The organism is Pseudomonas sp. NBRC 111130 (assembly GCF_001320485.1).
GTDB lineage: Bacteria > Pseudomonadota > Gammaproteobacteria > Pseudomonadales > Pseudomonadaceae > Aquipseudomonas > Aquipseudomonas vlassakiae.
Map to the genome: position 1 here is coordinate 42,128 of NZ_BCBG01000003.1, position 14,501 is coordinate 56,628.

13 protein-coding genes, 1 tRNA gene and 1 pseudogene are annotated in these 14,501 nt (G+C 63.6%); 7 read left to right on the plus strand and 8 right to left on the minus strand.

Features of this window, described 5'->3' with window-relative positions:
- Positions 1-468 precede the first annotated feature (468 nt).
- Positions 469-579, plus strand: a pseudogene (locus APH33_RS27875) (hypothetical protein); the annotation flags it as partial.
- Positions 580-807: 228 nt separating this feature from the next.
- Positions 808-1,512 carry a methyl-accepting chemotaxis protein gene (locus APH33_RS27880; RefSeq protein WP_371263232.1) on the plus strand — a complete coding sequence of 235 codons (705 nt, stop codon included), beginning with the start codon at positions 808-810 and terminating at the stop codon, positions 1,510-1,512.
- A 120-nt stretch (positions 1,513-1,632) separates the two neighbouring features.
- On the opposite strand, the gene APH33_RS01580 is transcribed toward APH33_RS27880, so the two are convergent.
- Both APH33_RS01580 and APH33_RS01585 read right to left on the minus strand, forming a co-directional pair.
- Positions 1,633-1,709 (minus strand) — tRNA-Pro (locus APH33_RS01580).
- 81 nt (positions 1,710-1,790) lie between these two features.
- Positions 1,791-2,012 (minus strand): YgdI/YgdR family lipoprotein, encoded by a 222-nt coding sequence (locus APH33_RS01585; RefSeq protein WP_027596642.1) that lies wholly within the window; start codon positions 2,010-2,012, stop codon positions 1,791-1,793.
- Between the two features lie 168 nt (positions 2,013-2,180).
- Here APH33_RS01585 and moaB point away from each other — a divergent pair, with 168 nt between their 5' ends.
- Entirely contained in the window at positions 2,181-2,720 is a 540-nt protein-coding gene (gene moaB / locus APH33_RS01590; RefSeq protein WP_054883470.1) for a molybdenum cofactor biosynthesis protein B, read from the plus strand.
- A complete protein-coding gene (gene glp, locus APH33_RS01595) occupies positions 2,704-3,930 on the plus strand; it encodes a gephyrin-like molybdotransferase Glp (protein WP_054883471.1) in 1,227 nt (408 codons plus the stop codon). The genes moaB and glp overlap by 17 nt, the downstream gene beginning before the upstream one ends.
- On the opposite strand, the gene APH33_RS01600 is transcribed toward glp, so the two are convergent.
- Complete coding sequence (locus APH33_RS01600; RefSeq protein ID WP_054883472.1) at positions 3,919-5,166, minus strand: glycosyltransferase family 4 protein; 1,248 nt, start codon at positions 5,164-5,166, stop codon at positions 3,919-3,921. The two genes, glp and APH33_RS01600, sit on opposite strands and share 12 nt — an antisense overlap.
- Positions 5,167-5,217: 51 nt before the next feature.
- Complete coding sequence (locus tag APH33_RS01605) at positions 5,218-6,672, minus strand: mannose-1-phosphate guanylyltransferase/mannose-6-phosphate isomerase (protein ID WP_054883473.1); 1,455 nt, start codon at positions 6,670-6,672, stop codon at positions 5,218-5,220.
- Positions 6,673-6,979: 307 nt separating this feature from the next.
- On the opposite strand from APH33_RS01605, the gene yegS reads away from it, so the two are divergent.
- Positions 6,980-7,867: a lipid kinase YegS gene (yegS, locus tag APH33_RS01610; protein WP_054883474.1), complete on the plus strand. Its 888-nt coding sequence runs from the start codon at positions 6,980-6,982 to the stop codon at positions 7,865-7,867.
- Here the strand turns inward: yegS and APH33_RS01615 are convergent.
- The 3 genes from APH33_RS01615 to APH33_RS01625 form a co-directional block, all read right to left on the minus strand.
- Positions 7,851-8,510, minus strand: a complete 660-nt coding sequence (locus APH33_RS01615; protein WP_054883475.1) for a response regulator transcription factor — start codon at positions 8,508-8,510, stop codon at positions 7,851-7,853. The two genes, yegS and APH33_RS01615, sit on opposite strands and share 17 nt — an antisense overlap.
- The gene (locus tag APH33_RS01620; protein WP_054883476.1) at positions 8,507-9,397 is read right to left on the minus strand and encodes a sensor histidine kinase; all 891 of its coding nucleotides are present in this window, start codon (positions 9,395-9,397) and stop codon (positions 8,507-8,509) included. Before APH33_RS01620 ends, APH33_RS01615 begins: the two co-directional genes overlap by 4 nt.
- 367 nt (positions 9,398-9,764) lie before the next feature.
- Positions 9,765-10,274: a hypothetical protein gene (locus APH33_RS01625; protein WP_054883477.1), complete on the minus strand. Its 510-nt coding sequence runs from the start codon at positions 10,272-10,274 to the stop codon at positions 9,765-9,767.
- Positions 10,275-10,623: 349 nt separating this feature from the next.
- On the opposite strand from APH33_RS01625, the gene APH33_RS01630 reads away from it, so the two are divergent.
- Positions 10,624-11,559 carry a chemotaxis protein CheV gene (locus APH33_RS01630; protein WP_054883478.1) on the plus strand — a complete coding sequence of 312 codons (936 nt, stop codon included), beginning with the start codon at positions 10,624-10,626 and terminating at the stop codon, positions 11,557-11,559.
- A 56-nt stretch (positions 11,560-11,615) separates the two neighbouring features.
- Positions 11,616-12,419, plus strand: coding sequence for an MOSC domain-containing protein (locus APH33_RS01635; RefSeq protein ID WP_054883479.1), 804 nt, complete (start codon positions 11,616-11,618; stop codon positions 12,417-12,419).
- Between the two features lie 121 nt (positions 12,420-12,540).
- Here the strand turns inward: APH33_RS01635 and APH33_RS01640 are convergent, their stop codons facing one another.
- Positions 12,541-14,469, minus strand: coding sequence for a transglycosylase SLT domain-containing protein (locus APH33_RS01640; RefSeq protein WP_054883480.1), 1,929 nt, complete (start codon positions 14,467-14,469; stop codon positions 12,541-12,543).
- Positions 14,470-14,501: the final 32 nt, after the last annotated feature.

Consider the following 14,501-nt stretch of genomic DNA (forward strand, 5'->3'; position numbering starts at 1 on the left):
GTGCGTGGCTATGGTGAACTGGTGGACGGGCCGCTGCGGGCTTCGCAATTGATCGATGAAGCCAACCTGCAGTTCAAGATCCAGGTGCAGGAGTGGAAAAACGTGCTGCTGCGCGGCCGCCAACCTGCCGAGCTGGACAAGTACTGGCAGCAGTTCCAGGCCCGTGAGCAGCAGGTTCAGCAATTGCTCGGGCAACTGATCGACGGCAGCGAGGAAGAGCTCAAGGCACCGCTGCAACAGCTGCGTGATAGCCATCGCCAGCTCGGCCAGGCCTACGCACAAGGGCGTCAGGCCTTTCTGGCGGCCGGGGGGGACCCGGTAGCCGGTGACCAGGCGGTGAAGGGGGTCGACCGGGCGGCCAGTGAGCAGATGAGCGCGCTGGTCGAGCAGTTGCGCGCCGAGGCCCGTGACCGCGCCGCCCAGATCAACGCCAGTGCCGAACGCACCGTGTGGCTGGGTGTGTTGGTAATGCTGGGGTCGGCCTTACTGGTCGGCCTGCTCAGCCTGTGGCTGCTCAACCGCAGCCTGATCGAGCCGATCCGCCAACTGATCGAATACGTGGCGCAACTCAGCCAGGGGCACTTCGCCGCCCGCGTCGACAGCCGTCGCGAAGACGAACTGGGCCGCCTGGCGCGTGCTGCCAATACCCTGCGCGACTTCCTCGCCGACACCGTTGGCCGCCTCAAGGACAATGCCCAGGAACTGGAGGGCGCCAGTGGCCAGCTGCGCACCATTGCCGGTGACATGGCCCGTGGCACCCACGACCAGTTCCAACGCACCGACCAAGTGGCCACGGCCATGCACGAGATGTCTGCCACCGCCCAGGAAGTGGCGCGCCACGCAGCGGATGCTGCACGGGCCGCCGACGAGGCCGACCACAGCGCCCAGGCCGGCGAGCAGGTGATGCAGCAGACCATCGACACCATTGGCGTAGTCAATCGCGAGATCGCCGGTACCGCCGCAGTGATCCGCAATCTTGAGAACGACAGCTCACGCATCGGCAAAGTGCTTGAGGTGATCCGTGGCATCGCCGAGCAGACCAACTTGCTGGCGCTCAATGCCGCCATCGAGGCGGCCCGCGCGGGTGAGGCCGGGCGTGGCTTTGCCGTGGTCGCCGACGAGGTGCGCAGCCTGGCCCAGCGTACTGCGGCGTCGATCGCCGAAATTCACCAGATCATCGAAGCCGTGCAGTCGGGTGCGGTGGAGGCGGTCAAGGCTATCGAAAGTGGCCAGCAGCGTAGCGAGGAGGGTGCCGAACAGGTGCAGCAGGCCGGGCAGATGCTGCAGCGCATCACCCTGGCGGTGGAGGCGATCCGCGACATGAACCGGCAGATCGCCACGGCGGCCGAGGAGCAGACCAGCGTGGCCGAGGATATCTCGCGCAACCTGATCGAAATCACCCGGATTGCCACCGCCAACCAAGAGGCCGTGCAACATACCGAGCAGGCGGGGCAACGCCTGCATGGTTTGTCGGGGCAGCTGGGCGAGGTCACTTCGCGTCTGACCGCCTGATGGTTGCCGGGGGGACGAAGCGCCCCCCAGCGGCAACCCGCCCTGTGCCGGTGCAGGCGGAACAGGCGCGTTCAACGCGCAACAAAAAGCCCGCGCGAGGCGGGCTGTTTGTTGAGGATCTGGTCGGAGAGACAGGATTCGAACCTGCGGCCTTCTCGTCCCGAACGAGACGCGCTACCTGGCTGCGCTACACTCCGATGAGCAAAATCCTACTGCATAGCATTTTCGGGTGCAAGCCCTTGTAGTTTAAAGGGCTTATGCCCAAAACAGCGCGTGGATCAGAGCTCCTTGACGGTACGGATCTGGTCCTTGTTCAGGCGCGTGCGCTTGCCGTCGAGCTGTTCGAATTCGTAGAAACCGGAGTCCTCGTCAAAGGAAGGGGTATCCACTGCCTGGATTTCACGGCCGTCGTTCAGAGTGATCACGGTCGGCGATGCGCAGCCGGCGAGGGCGCCAAGGCCCAGGGCGAGCAAGAAGGCGGGAAGGGTCCGTTGAATCATCGTGTTTCTCCAGTGCGATGGTGCAAGATGACTTTATGACGCAGGGCGTCCACGCAAGTTCCTTTTACATTCCATCATAGCGACAAGCCAGGGTTATTGACCTGTGCCTGCTTGCACGGCCGCCTGTGTTATAACTGCGCGCATCATCTTCCCCTGCGACGGACACTCATGAAAGCCAAGGCAGATACCCCCTTCGTGGCGCTGAACATTGCCGTGCTGACGGTCAGCGACACCCGCACTTTCGAAACCGACACCTCCGGGCAAACCTTTGTCGAGCGCCTTACTGCCGCGGGCCACAACCTGGCCGCGCGCGTACTGCTCAAGGATGACCTGTACAAGATCCGCGCCCAGGTCGCCACCTGGATCGCCGACGATAGCGTACAGGTGGTGCTGATTACCGGTGGTACCGGCTTTACCGGCCGTGACAGTACACCGGAAGCTGTTACCTGCCTGCTGGACAAGCAGGTTGAAGGTTTTGGCGAGCTGTTCCGGCAGATTTCCGTGGCCGATATCGGCACCTCCACCATTCAGTCGCGCGCCCTGGCTGGCCTGGCCAACGGCACCCTGGTTTGCTGCCTGCCGGGTTCGACCAATGCCGTACGCACCGGTTGGGACGGCATCCTCGCCGAACAGCTGGATGCCCGCCATCGTCCGTGCAATTTCGTCGCCCACCTGAAACAGGCAGCGGCCTGTGACAGCCGTGGCTGAGGCCCCCGCTACCCGGCCACTGATGCCGGTGGAGCAAGCCTTGGAGCGCCTGCTGGCGCTGGCCGAGGCTGCGCCAATCACGCAAACCGAACGCGTCTCGCTGGCCGAAGCCGAAGGCCGCGTGCTGGCCACCGAGCTAGTGGCCACGCTCGACCTGCCGCCGTGGCCGAACAGCGCCATGGACGGCTACGCCTTGCGCCTGGCCGACCTGCAGGGCGAGCCTTTGCCGGTTAGCCAGCGGATTTTCGCCGGGCACGCGCCTGAGCCTCTGCAGCCCGGTACCTGTGCACGGATCTTCACCGGTGCACCGATGCCGGCGGGTGCCGACTGCGTCGAAATGCAGGAAAATACCGAGGTGCTGGAGGATGGCCGGGTGCGCTTCCTCGAAGCGCTGACGCTTGACCAGAACGTTCGCCCGCAGGGCCAGGAAACCCGCAAGGGCGAGCAGGTGATGGCCGCCGGCACACGGCTAGGGCCGATAGAACTGGGCCTGGCGGCGACCCTGGGTCATGCCGAGCTGCCGGTGGTGCGACGGGTGCGGGTGGCGGTTCTGTCCACTGGCGATGAACTGGTCGAGCCCGGCCTGCCGCTGGGCCCGGGGCAGATCTACAACAGCAACCGGCGCCTGCTGGTCAGCTGGCTGCAGCGGCTGGGCTGCGAAGTGCGCGACATGGGCATTGTTCCCGATAACCTGGAACGTACCCGCGAGTGCCTGGGTGCCCTGGGCGATGTCGACCTGATCCTCTCCACGGGCGGTGTCTCCGTGGGCGAGGCCGACTACCTCGGTGCCGCACTGCGCGAAGCGGGGGAGCTGGCCCTGTGGAAGCTGGCGATCAAGCCTGGCAAGCCGCTGACATTCGGCCATTACCGCGGTGTGCCGGTACTCGGCCTGCCCGGTAACCCGGCGTCGACCCTGGTCACCTTCGGCCTGTTGACCCGGCCCTATCTGCTGCGCCGCCAGGGTGTGGCTGATGTCACACCGCTGCGCTTCGATGTACCGGCCGGGTTCGAATGGACCAAGGCCGGCACGCGCCGCGAGTACTTGCGTGCGCGCATCGACCAAGGCCAGGTGCGTATCTACAAGAACCAGAGCTCCGGTGTGCTGCGCAGTGCGGCCTGGGCAGAGGGCTTGGTGGAGGTGCGTGAAGGCAGCACGCCGAAACCTGGCGATAGCGTGCCGTTCATCCCGCTGAGCGAACTACTCGGTTGAGCGACCCAGCCAGGCGCCAGCGCCTTGGGAGGCGCCGGCCGTTGCTGCCTGGGTTAGGCGCATGTGCACCGTTTCCAGTTGCTGGGCGGCCACGCTCCAGTCGTGGCGATTGCGGGCGAACTGTCGGCCGGCCTCGCTCAATTGGCACATGCGCCACGGCTGGTTGAGCAATTGCGTGACCAGCAGCGCCAACTGGTCGCCGTCGTCACTGCCCAGGTAATGTTCGCCGTTGTTGGCGGCCAGCCCTGAGACGCCTTTGCCGGTGCTGATCACCGGCAGCCCGGCGGCCATGGCTTCGAGGATCTTCACCTTGGAGCCCCCGGCATACCGCAAGGGCGCGAAGAACAGCGCGGAGCGGCGTTGCAATTCGCGCAGGTCCGGGCGATAGCCGACCCATTCGATACGTGGATCGTTCCAGCGCAGTTTCCAGCTTGCCGGCAGCGCATGCCCGGCGATGGCCAGGCGTACCGCCGGATTGCACATCCACACTTGGGGCAGGATTTCTTCCAAGGCCCATTCGACCGCCTCCACGTTGGCGGCGTACTCGAAGTTGCCAACGAACAGCAAGCGCTGGCTATGCAGGGCCGGGTGGACGTTCTGGTAATAGTCGCAATCGACGCCGTTGACCACCACCTTTACCGGGCGGCCGCTGACCTGGCTGATCAACTCGGCATCATGCGGACTCACCGCCACCACCTCGGTGGGTTGGCGCAGCACGCGCTGCTCCCAGCGCCGGTAGCGCCAACGGTCGAAGGCGTTGAGCGGGCGCAGCCACAGCGGCAGGCGGTCGTGGCAGGCGGCGCCGGTGACTGATTCCAGATTGTGCTCGCAGAGCATGTAGGGCAGCTCGCGTGCCTGCAGTGCTTTTTCGAAAGGCTGGAAACTGTAGCTGTGCTCGATCTGGATAACGTCCCAGGGTTCGTCCAGCAACTGCTCGAACTGGCGCCGCAAGCCTGGCGACAGGCCATTGATGATGGCCCGCATCGGGTAGTCGATGATCGGCGAGGCGAGCAGATTGAGCGGGCTGTGCAAGGGGCGCCGGGGCAGCACGATCAGGCGTTCGAGCAGGGGTTCCAGGGCTTCGCGGGCGGCATCGCACAAAGGGATTTTCGACTGCACCAGCAAGGTGATCCGGTGGCCCTGCTGCGCCAGCGCGCGCAGCAGGTGATATTGCCGGGTCTTGCTGCCACTGGTGGTGGGCCAGGGCAGGTAAGGCAGAGTCCAGAGAATGCGCATGAAGCGGAAACCTCACTGAAGGCTGCGGACAAAAAACGCGCCCGCCAGCCTTCAGCCGATGGCTGCCGCCGGGACGCGTCCGTAAATATCAGTAAAGCGCACGATGTCGTCTTCGCCCAGGTACTCGCCGCTCTGGACTTCGATCATCACCAGGTCGATGACGCCGGGGTTGGTCAGGCGGTGGGTGCGGCCTGGCTTGATGAAGGTCGACTCGTTGGTGTCGAGCAGAAACTCTTCTTCGCCGTTGGTCACGCAGGCCATGCCGCTGACGATGATCCAGTGCTCGCTGCGATGATGGTGCATCTGCAGCGACAGCGATTCGCCCGGGCGCACCATGATCCGCTTGATCTTGAAGCGCGGGCCTTCCTCGAGCACGGTGTACATGCCCCAGGGGCGAATGACGGTGCGGTGCAGGCGGTAGGCCTCATGGCCTTGGTGCTTGAGCTGCTGGGCAATCACCTTGACCTCCTGGCTGCGCGCTGCGTCGGCGATCAGCAGGGCGTCGGGGGTGTCGATGACGATGAGGTTATCCACGCCGACCGCGCCGACCAGGCGCTTTGGCGAGTCGATGTAGCAGTTGGTCACATCGTGCAGCACGGCTTCACCATTGCAGTGGTTGCCGTCGTCGTCGGTGTGGCGCAGCTCGCGCACTGCCTCCCAGCTGCCGATATCGCTCCAGCCCAGTTCGCAAGGCACCACGGCAACCTTGTCGGAGCGCTCCATCAAGGCGTAGTCGATGGAAATGTCCTCGGCCAGGGCGAAGCTGTTCGGGTCCAGTTCCACCTGCAGTGCCTTGTCGCCCTCCTTGGTCGCGCTCTGTTCCAGGCAGCAGGTCACGCAGGCCAGCAGTTCCGGGGCATGCGCCTGCAATTCGGCGAGCACGGTGCCAGCACGCAGACAGAACATGCCGGCATTCCACAAGTGGCGGCCGCCTTCGAGGTATTCGCGGGCGGTGAGGGCATCGGGCTTCTCCACGAAGCAGGTGACCTGATGCGCATGCTGGCCGATCGCCTCGCCTTGCTCGATGTAACCAAAGCCGGTTTCGGCGCGGCTGGGCAGCAGGCCGAAGGTGGCCAGCCAGCCATCGTCAGCCAATAGCCGGGCGTGTTCGACGGCGTTGGCGAAGGCCTCGGCATCCTGGATCAGGTGGTCGGCGGGCAACACCAGCAGCACGCTGTCCTGGCCATGGTGCTTGGCACAATGCAGCGCGGCTGCTGCGATGGCGGGAGCAGTGTTGCGGCCGTTAGTTTCCAGCAGGTAATCGAGGGCGAGGTTGCCGGTGTTGACCTGGCGGTATTCGTCCTGGGTGCGGAAGAACACTTCGCGGTTGGTCACCGTCAGTATTCTTTCGACGCCCGGTAACGCCGCAGCGCGGGAAAAGGTCTTCTGCAGCAGGCTCTGGCCATCGGGCAGACGCATGAAGGGTTTGGGCATGGCTTCGCGCGAAACCGGCCACAGGCGGGTGCCGGCACCGCCGGCGATGATGCAGGGGATCAGAACGCTCATTTCACGGCCTCGACTCTCGGCGCTGATTACAGCGCAGTGAAGGGAAACGTTGCGACCTGTCACGGTTTTGGCGGAAAAGTCAAAAAACCGACTTTTCACTACAGCTTCGTCCATGAAGGCCAAATATTTGTCGATAATGCGCCGGATGGAAAAAGCTTTCAATGATATTTATGTGAATCTGGTCGATTTTTGTTCGAACATGCGCCAAGTCAATCCCCGATGTAGAGCTGTTTTACCGGCGGCATGCAGTATTTGGGCAGACTTTGTGGTCGAGATCTGGACTGAACCAACCCCATGGAGACGCGTGATGCCACAGCGCAAGGCAATCTTGATCCTGCATGGCAAGCAGGCCATGAACGAAGCGGTGCGCCACGCCGTGAGCGCCATGCGCGAACGTGGCTGGACGCTGGATGTGCGGGTGACCTGGGAAGGTGGCGATGCCCAGCGGCTGGTAGGCGAAGCGCTGGCGGCCGGGTACAGCCATGTGATCGCTGGCGGGGGGGACGGCACCTTGCGCGACGTCGCCGAAGCCATGGGCCGGGCACGCAGCGAAGCCAGCCTGGCGTTGCTGCCGCTGGGAACGGCCAATGACTTCGCCAGGGCTGCCGGCATTTCCCTTGAGCCAACCGAGGCCTTGGCGCTGCTGGAACTGCCGCCACGGCCGATCGACTTGGGCCAAGTGGGCGACCAGTTGTTCCTGAACATGGCCACGGGCGGTTTCGGCAGTCAGGTTACCGCCAATACCTCTGAAGACCTGAAGAAAATGCTCGGCGCTGCGGCCTACCTGTTTACCGGGCTGTCACGCTTCAGTGAGCTGCAGGCCGCCTCGGTCGAGCTGTCAGGGCCGGGGTTCGACTGGCAGGGCGACCTGCTGGCGCTGGGGATCGGCAATGGTCGCCAGGCCGGTGGCGGACAAGTGTTGTGCCCGGACGCGCAAGTCGATGATGGCCTGCTCGATATCGCCATCCTGCCAGCGCCCCAGGAAATGGTAGGCGCCCTTCGTGATTTGCTGGCGGGTGAAGGCTTGTTCGTGCGGGCACGTTTGCCCTGGGTCGAGATTACCTGTTCGCAGGGGCTGGACATCAACCTCGATGGCGAGCCGCTGCAGGCCGACAGCCTGCGCTTTGCGGCGTTGCCAGGGGCGCTGCGCCTGCACTTGCCGTTGAATTCCCCGCTGATCAGTCATCCAGGCTGATGATTTTTTCGCGCACGGCGAACAGCACCAGGCCGGCCACGTCGTAGATCTGCAGGCGCTTCATGATCTGCGAACGGTGAGTTTCCACGGTCTTGATCGACAGACCCAGGCCGGCGGCGATTTCACGGGTGGACTTGCCGCGCACGATCAGGCGCAGGATCTCCAGTTGCCTTGCGGTGAGGTTGTGGCGATCAAGGCCGGGTTGCTTGCCGTGTTGCGCGCGCATCAATGCCTGGTTGATCACCGTATGGGCGATGGCCGGGCTGAGGTAGCGCTCGCCATTGCGCAGCGCGGCCAAGGCCTGCTCCAGTTCGGTCGCCGTGGCATCCTTGAGCAGGTAACCGTGGGCGCCACTTTCCAGTGCGCGCATGATCAGGTCCGGATCGGTGTGCATGGACAGGATCAGCACCTTGCAGGGGTTACCCGTGGCGCGCAGTTGGGTGAGGGCATCGAGGCCGCTGGTCGAACGCATGGAGATGTCCAGCAGGACGATGTCAGGTGCCAGGTGCCGAACCTGCTCGAGCAACTGGTCGCCGTCATCGGCTTCGCCGGCCACGGTGTAGCCAGGGATGTCGGATACCAGGGCACGAACCCCGGCACGGATCAGCGAGTGGTCGTCCACCAGCAGCAATCTACAGGTCATGTTGAAGCGGTAGTCCTGGCGCGTTCATGAATACGGGGTGGCCACGGGAACAGCACGTCGATCGTCGTGCCCAGGCCGAGCTGGCTGGTGATCGCCAGGCTGCCGTTGAGGGCGGTGGCGCGTTCCTGCATGCCGGCCATGCCGCGCTGGCCGGCCTCGGCCGGATTGGCAGCCGGGATGAAGCCCTGGCCGTCATCCTGGATCGATAGGGCAAGCCCTGCTGCGCTGCGCTGCAGGCGGATGGTCAAGTTGCGAGCCCGGGCATGGCGCAGCATGTTGGTGACCGCCTCCTGGGTGATGCGAAACGCCGCCATGGCGACTTCTTCGGAAATACCGCCCAGGCGTTGATGGCATTCCAGGCTCCAGTGCACGTCGCTGTTTGCCAAGGTGCGTACCAGGTGGGCCCGCAGGCTGGCCTCGAGACCAAGGCTGGCCAGTTGCCGTGGGTTGAGCAGGGCGGAAACGTCGCGCACTTTGCTCAAGGTGTCTTCAAGGGTGCTGCGCAAGTCGTCACAGTGTGTCTGCAAGTCGCTCGGTACACGGCGTTGCAACCAATCCAGCTGCATCTTGGCGGCGGTCAGCAATTGCCCGATGTCGTCGTGAAGTTCGCGGCTCAGGTGCTGGCGCTCTGTCTCCTGGACTTGGAGCATGCGCCCGGCCAGCTCCGCCGGGCGCAGGCTGATCGACTTGGCACCGTGGCTCAGGTGCCAGCAGACGCCAAGCGTGGCCATCAGTTGCAGCAGCAACAGGCTGGCCGGCATGCCTTGCCCGCCAGCATACAGAGCCAGGTTGGCAAGCAGGGACACCACGCACAGCATTGCCGTCACCCAGCGCAGCAAGGTGGTGCGTGAACGGCAGCGCAGAGATATCTTCAAGCGTGGGGACATAGAGTTGAGAAGCCACTGAAGTCTTGCTGATGGGGGCTGTGCACACCTCTTGGCAGAGGCTTTGGCGCTGTGCTTGCAACAAGTGGCGAGCGCGACCCGATGCGAAACATGGGGAGCCGGCCAGCATTTGTGTGCGCGCATCTTACCACTTCGGTTCAATTTGGTCGCGCTGGGCAATGCTTTGAAACCTAAGCATTTCCGGGCTCGGGAGGGGGGCTGGGCAGGCAAATTGAGTGTCAAAATGCCACCTCCCGATCTTGTGATGACCGCTTCACGTTCAACTAGCAACAGACCGCGAAAGTGCGCCCGGCTGAACGTGTGAAAAACCCCTCGAGTCATGCGTCATTGGGTGAGTTGTACCCGCCGGCTAGTGGCGCTGTGCGGCTCCGCTGGCTGATGGCCTGCCGGGCACGGCGGAGCGCGGATGCAAGCAGTTACTGGCGTTTTCGTTGCAAGACGCACACGTTTGCGGCAACGGCTGATTCAGGGCGACTGCCAGTTCGCTCAGCAGCGTTACCTGCTCACAGCAATCGAGAGCGAGCCTGCCGGTGCGCACATCGAGCAGTTCGAGTTGCCAGGCCAGCAAGGTCAGGCAGGCATTCAGCGCTGGCAAAACGGTCTGATCCAGGCACCGCTGCTTGCAGGCCGGGGCGAGCAGTCGGTGCAGCACGCTGGCATAGTGGGCGACTTCAAGCAGGCCCAGGGCGCTGGCGCGTCGGGCCAGGGTCTGGAGGGTGCTGTTCAGGCATTGGCAGGCGTCCGGATCGTTGCTGATCAGTTCCAGATGCTGCAGGCATTCCTGGGACTGGGTCAGCAAGACCTGGGCATCCAGCAGGAAGTCCTGCAGGGTGTCGAAGTTGGAGACGCTGCTGTCCATCAAGTCACTCCGGCGCGTTGGGCTGGAGCAGGGGATGGCCACGCCATATCGATCGCTAGCAAAAGCCTGACTCCATTCATGCAGTGAGAATGGCGTCACATTAATGGCTAAAGGATATCGCGAACATCAGGTTGCGCCTGATTGCGCCTAGGGGATTCCCTGATGGCACCTAGGGTGCGACAGGTTGCGCTGAAATGGATCCAGGCGGGTCATGCCGCAGTAAAGCATGATGCTAATCTGATATCAATCGCCCGGCGGGGCATTTTTTCGCCGGGGTCAAGATACGCAGAATAGCGCCGATACAGGACGGATCATTTCTATTTTTCGACATAACCCTGGGGGTTTTCCAATGGCTGGCATTCTCGACACGGTAGACCAACGCACGCAGCTGGTGGGTGAGAACCGTCTGGAAATCCTGATGTTCCGCCTTGCCGGTCGCCAGTTGTTCGCAATCAACGTGTTCAAGGTGCAGGAAGTACTGCAACTGCCAAAGCTGACCCTGATGCCGCAGCGCCACGCCTTCGTCTGTGGGGTGGTCAACCTGCGTGGGCAGACCCTGCCGGTGATCGACCTGTCCCAGGCGATCGGCATGCGCCCGCTGCAGCCGGGGCCGGACAGCACCATCATCGTCACCGAGTACAACCGCTCGGTGCAGGCGTTCCTGGTGGGTGGCGTCGATCGCATCGTCAACATGAATTGGGAATCCATCATGCCGCCGCCTTCGAGTGCCGGGCGCCAGCACTACCTGACCGCCATCACCAAAGTGGATGACAAGCTGGTCGAAGTGATCGATGTGGAGAAGGTGCTCGCCGAGATCGTGCCTTATAACGCCCGGGTCTCCGGCGACAAACTGGCCGACCCGGTGCTGGCGCGCGCGCGTGGCCGTGAAGTGCTGCTGGTGGACGACTCCAGCGTGGCACTGGCGCAACTGCGCGATACCCTGTCGCAACTCGGGGTGAAGCTGCACGTTGCCAGTGATGGCCTGAAAGCCTTGCGCCTGCTCAAGGGTTGGGCCGATGCGGGGGAGGACGTCTGCGAGAAGCTGTTGATGGTCTTCACCGATGCGGAAATGCCGGAGATGGACGGCTATCGGCTGACCACCGAAATTCGTGGCGATGCGCGCCTGCGCAAGCTCTACGTGGTGCTGCACACTTCTTTATCGGGCAGTTTCAACGAGTCGATGGTGAAAAAGGTCGGTTGTGACAATTTCCTCTCCAAGTTCCAGCCTGATCGCCTGGTCGATGTGGTCAAGCAGCGCCTGCTGCTGGATGCCGGCAACGCGTGATCCCACGGTCAGCCAGGTATAAGCTTGGCTTTTGACAAGGCATGAGGCGGGCAGGGATGTTTCTCAGTGAGTTGTATCGATACCCGGTGAAGTCGGGGCAGGCGCAATGCTTGCGAGCTTCACCGGTGGGGCTTCTAGGCTTGCAGGGCGACCGACGCTGGATGGTGGTCGAGGAAGAGAACGGACGCTTCCTCACTCAGCGTGCCTGGCCCCAACTGGGCCAGCTGAAGGCCAGCGCGGGCGAGGCTGGCGAATTGCTGCTCGAACTGCCTGGGCAGGCGCCGTTGCCAGTGGCGGTACCCGCCGCTGACGATGGGCTGCGCGGTGTGACCATCTGGCGCGATACCTTGCGTGTGCCGGACGCCGGCGACGAGGCGGCTGCCTGGCTGTCGCAGTGGCTTGGCAAGGCGGTGCGCCTGGTGCATTGCCCGGAGCAGCGGGCGCGCTACCTGCCCAATGGTTACGGCCTGAACAGCGACCGTGCGGCGTTCCCTGATGGCTTTCCGTTGCTGCTGATCGGGCAGGGCTCGCTGGATGACCTGAGCCGGCGGATTGGCCGGCCCATGGAAATGCTGCGTTTTCGGCCAAACCTGGTGGTGCAGGGGGCTGAGCCGTTCGCCGAGGATGGTTGGAAGCGGATCCGCATTGGCGAGCTGGAGTTTCGAGTGCTCAAACCGAGCGTCCGGTGCATCTTCACTACCCTCGACCCGGCGACCGGGGAGCGCAGTGCTGACCGTGAGCCGTTGACGACCCTGAAGACTTTCCGTGAGAAGGAAGGCGACATCCTGTTCGGGCAGAACCTGGCCGTGGATGGCAGTGGCTGGCTTGAAGTGGGGATGGAAGTCGAAGTGCTCGAATAACCTGTACCGGCCTCTTCGCGGCTAAAGCCGCTCCCACAGGTATTGCACTGACTCTGCAAGCTGTGGGATCCCTGTGGTAGCGGCTTTAGCCGCGAAGAGGCCGGTACAGGCTTAGCTGGAACTACATGTCATCGAAATACCGCTCATGCCAGTCCACCAGCGGCTGTGGCACATTGAGCTTTTGCCCGTAGATCACCGAATACGACAGCACGTTCTGCACATACTGGCGCGTTTCATCGAACGGGATCGACTCCACCCACACGTCGAAGCTCAGGTGCTTGGCGCCCTTGAGCCACTGTCGCACACGCCCGGGGCCAGCGTTGTAGGCCGCCGACGCCAGCACCCGGTTGCCGTTGAACTGGCCATGCACCTGGCTCAGGTAGGCCGCACCGACCTGAATGTTCTTTTCCGGGTTGAACATCTGCTGCGGCGAGGCCAGCGGGATGCTGAACTTGCGTGCGGTTTCCTTGGCGGTGGCCGGCATCACCTGCATCAGGCCGCTGGCGCCGACGCTGGAGCGGGCATCCTCCATGAAGGCGCTTTCCTGGCGGGTGATGGCGAACACCCAGCTCGAATGCAGCCCACGCACCTTGGCTTCACGTACCAGGGTGTCGCGATAGGCCATGGGGAAGCGGACATCCAGGTCGTCCCAGTACTGCGCCTGGCTGATGGTGCGGATGGCCGGGAAGTACCAACGCATGTCGTAGGCCAGGCGAGCCTGGGCGACCATCTCATCGCGGTTGAAGTGACGGCTGACGTGGTACCACTCGCGGCGGCCTTCGACCACCTGGCCACGCGCGTGGAACTCCAGGGCACGCTGGATGCCGGGGGTATTGCGCACCTTGTTGACCAGTTGCGGGCTCAACAGCAGCGGCCTGTTGTTCAACTGGTAAGGCGTTTTGGCCCGGTCAGCCGCGAGGAAACCGTAGAAGTCACGCTCGCGTGCCACGTTCTTGTACAGCAATGGAACCTGCGGGTTGTTCGGCTGGGCCAGCTCCAGGGTGCGGGCCTGCCAGTATTTCCAGCGGTTGCTGCTGGCCAGGTCCTGTGGCAGACGCCGGGTCAGCTCGTAGGCGTCTTGCCAACGGCCGAGGCGCAGCAACAGGCGCAGGCGCCATTCACTGACCGTGTTGTCGCGCAGTTCAGGGTCGTAGCGGGTCATCAGGTCCAGCGCGCGCGGGTCGTAGCGGCGTGCCAGGGTCAGGCCGATCTCGCGGGCGATGGCGACCTTCTCGTCACGCGAGAAATGCATGCGTTGGGCGTACTCGTCGAGCAGCGCCATGGCCCGTTCAGGGTCTTGCCGGGCCAGGCGGCGCAGGCCGAGGCTGACCACGTCGGACATGGCCTCGGTGGCCGGCGTGAAGCGCGACGGCTGGTTGAGCAGTTCCGGCTTCTGGGCAACGTCGATCAGCAGCCGGCCCTGAGGCCCGAGCGTGGTCAGGCCTTGCACCATGTTGTTGGCCAGTGCGTAGTTGCGCGCCTGGGCTGCAAGCTTGGCGCGGTTCCAGCGCTTGGCCTCGGTCAGCTGGCCTTCAGCGGCCCACATGCCGAACAGGGTGTCACAGGCAGCCGGTTGCGTCTTGCCGACGTTCCACAATTTTTCCGCACTGGCGAAGCCTTCGGCGCGCTGGCCGTGGCTCAACTGATACTGGCCGTTGAGGCAGTCCAGCTCGGTGAAGTTGAGCTTGGGGTCGTAGTACTTGACGAAGGTGTTCCACTCGCCGCGTTCGGCCAGCCAGCGCAGCCAGCGCAGTTTCATCCAGTTGGCCTGGGGCAGGTCGCCGTGCTTGGCCAGGAAACCTTCGATTTCCTCGTTGCTGGCAGTCTTCAGGCGCGCAGTCAGTTCGTCATACGCCAGGTACGGCGTGAGCGGGTAGTCGCGCAGCTGTGGGGCGTAACGCAGGTAAGGGCCCTTGTCACCCTTGGCCAGCGCACGCTTGGCCTCGTCGTAATACTGGCGTTGCAGAGAAAGGTCGATGGCCTGCGCCGCACTGGCGGTGGCGGCAGTGAGCAGCAGGCAGGAAGCAATCTGTAACAGGCGGCTGCGCATGATACGTCCGGGCAGTTGAACCATGGGGAAGT

What these genes read in the sequence shown, in the direction of transcription:
- APH33_RS01625 (WP_054883477.1), bottom strand. Translation starts at nt 10,274, where the DNA reads ATGGACAGCAGCGTCTCCAACTTCGACACCCTGCAGGACTTCCTGCTG.
- APH33_RS01640 (WP_054883480.1), bottom strand. Translation starts at nt 14,469, where the DNA reads ATGCGCAGCCGCCTGTTACAGATTGCTTCCTGCCTGCTGCTCACTGCC.
- APH33_RS01620 (WP_054883476.1), bottom strand. Translation starts at nt 9,397, where the DNA reads ATGTCCCCACGCTTGAAGATATCTCTGCGCTGCCGTTCACGCACCACC.
- APH33_RS01615 (WP_054883475.1), bottom strand. Translation starts at nt 8,510, where the DNA reads ATGACCTGTAGATTGCTGCTGGTGGACGACCACTCGCTGATCCGTGCC.
- APH33_RS27880 (WP_371263232.1), top strand. Translation starts at nt 808, where the DNA reads ATGTCTGCCACCGCCCAGGAAGTGGCGCGCCACGCAGCGGATGCTGCA.
- APH33_RS01600 (WP_054883472.1), bottom strand. Translation starts at nt 5,166, where the DNA reads ATGCGCATTCTCTGGACTCTGCCTTACCTGCCCTGGCCCACCACCAGT.
- APH33_RS01605 (WP_054883473.1), bottom strand. Translation starts at nt 6,672, where the DNA reads ATGAGCGTTCTGATCCCCTGCATCATCGCCGGCGGTGCCGGCACCCGC.
- APH33_RS01585 (WP_027596642.1), bottom strand. Translation starts at nt 2,012, where the DNA reads ATGATTCAACGGACCCTTCCCGCCTTCTTGCTCGCCCTGGGCCTTGGC.
- moaB (WP_054883470.1), top strand. Translation starts at nt 2,181, where the DNA reads ATGAAAGCCAAGGCAGATACCCCCTTCGTGGCGCTGAACATTGCCGTG.
- APH33_RS01635 (WP_054883479.1), top strand. Translation starts at nt 11,616, where the DNA reads ATGTTTCTCAGTGAGTTGTATCGATACCCGGTGAAGTCGGGGCAGGCG.
- APH33_RS01630 (WP_054883478.1), top strand. Translation starts at nt 10,624, where the DNA reads ATGGCTGGCATTCTCGACACGGTAGACCAACGCACGCAGCTGGTGGGT.
- yegS (WP_054883474.1), top strand. Translation starts at nt 6,980, where the DNA reads ATGCCACAGCGCAAGGCAATCTTGATCCTGCATGGCAAGCAGGCCATG.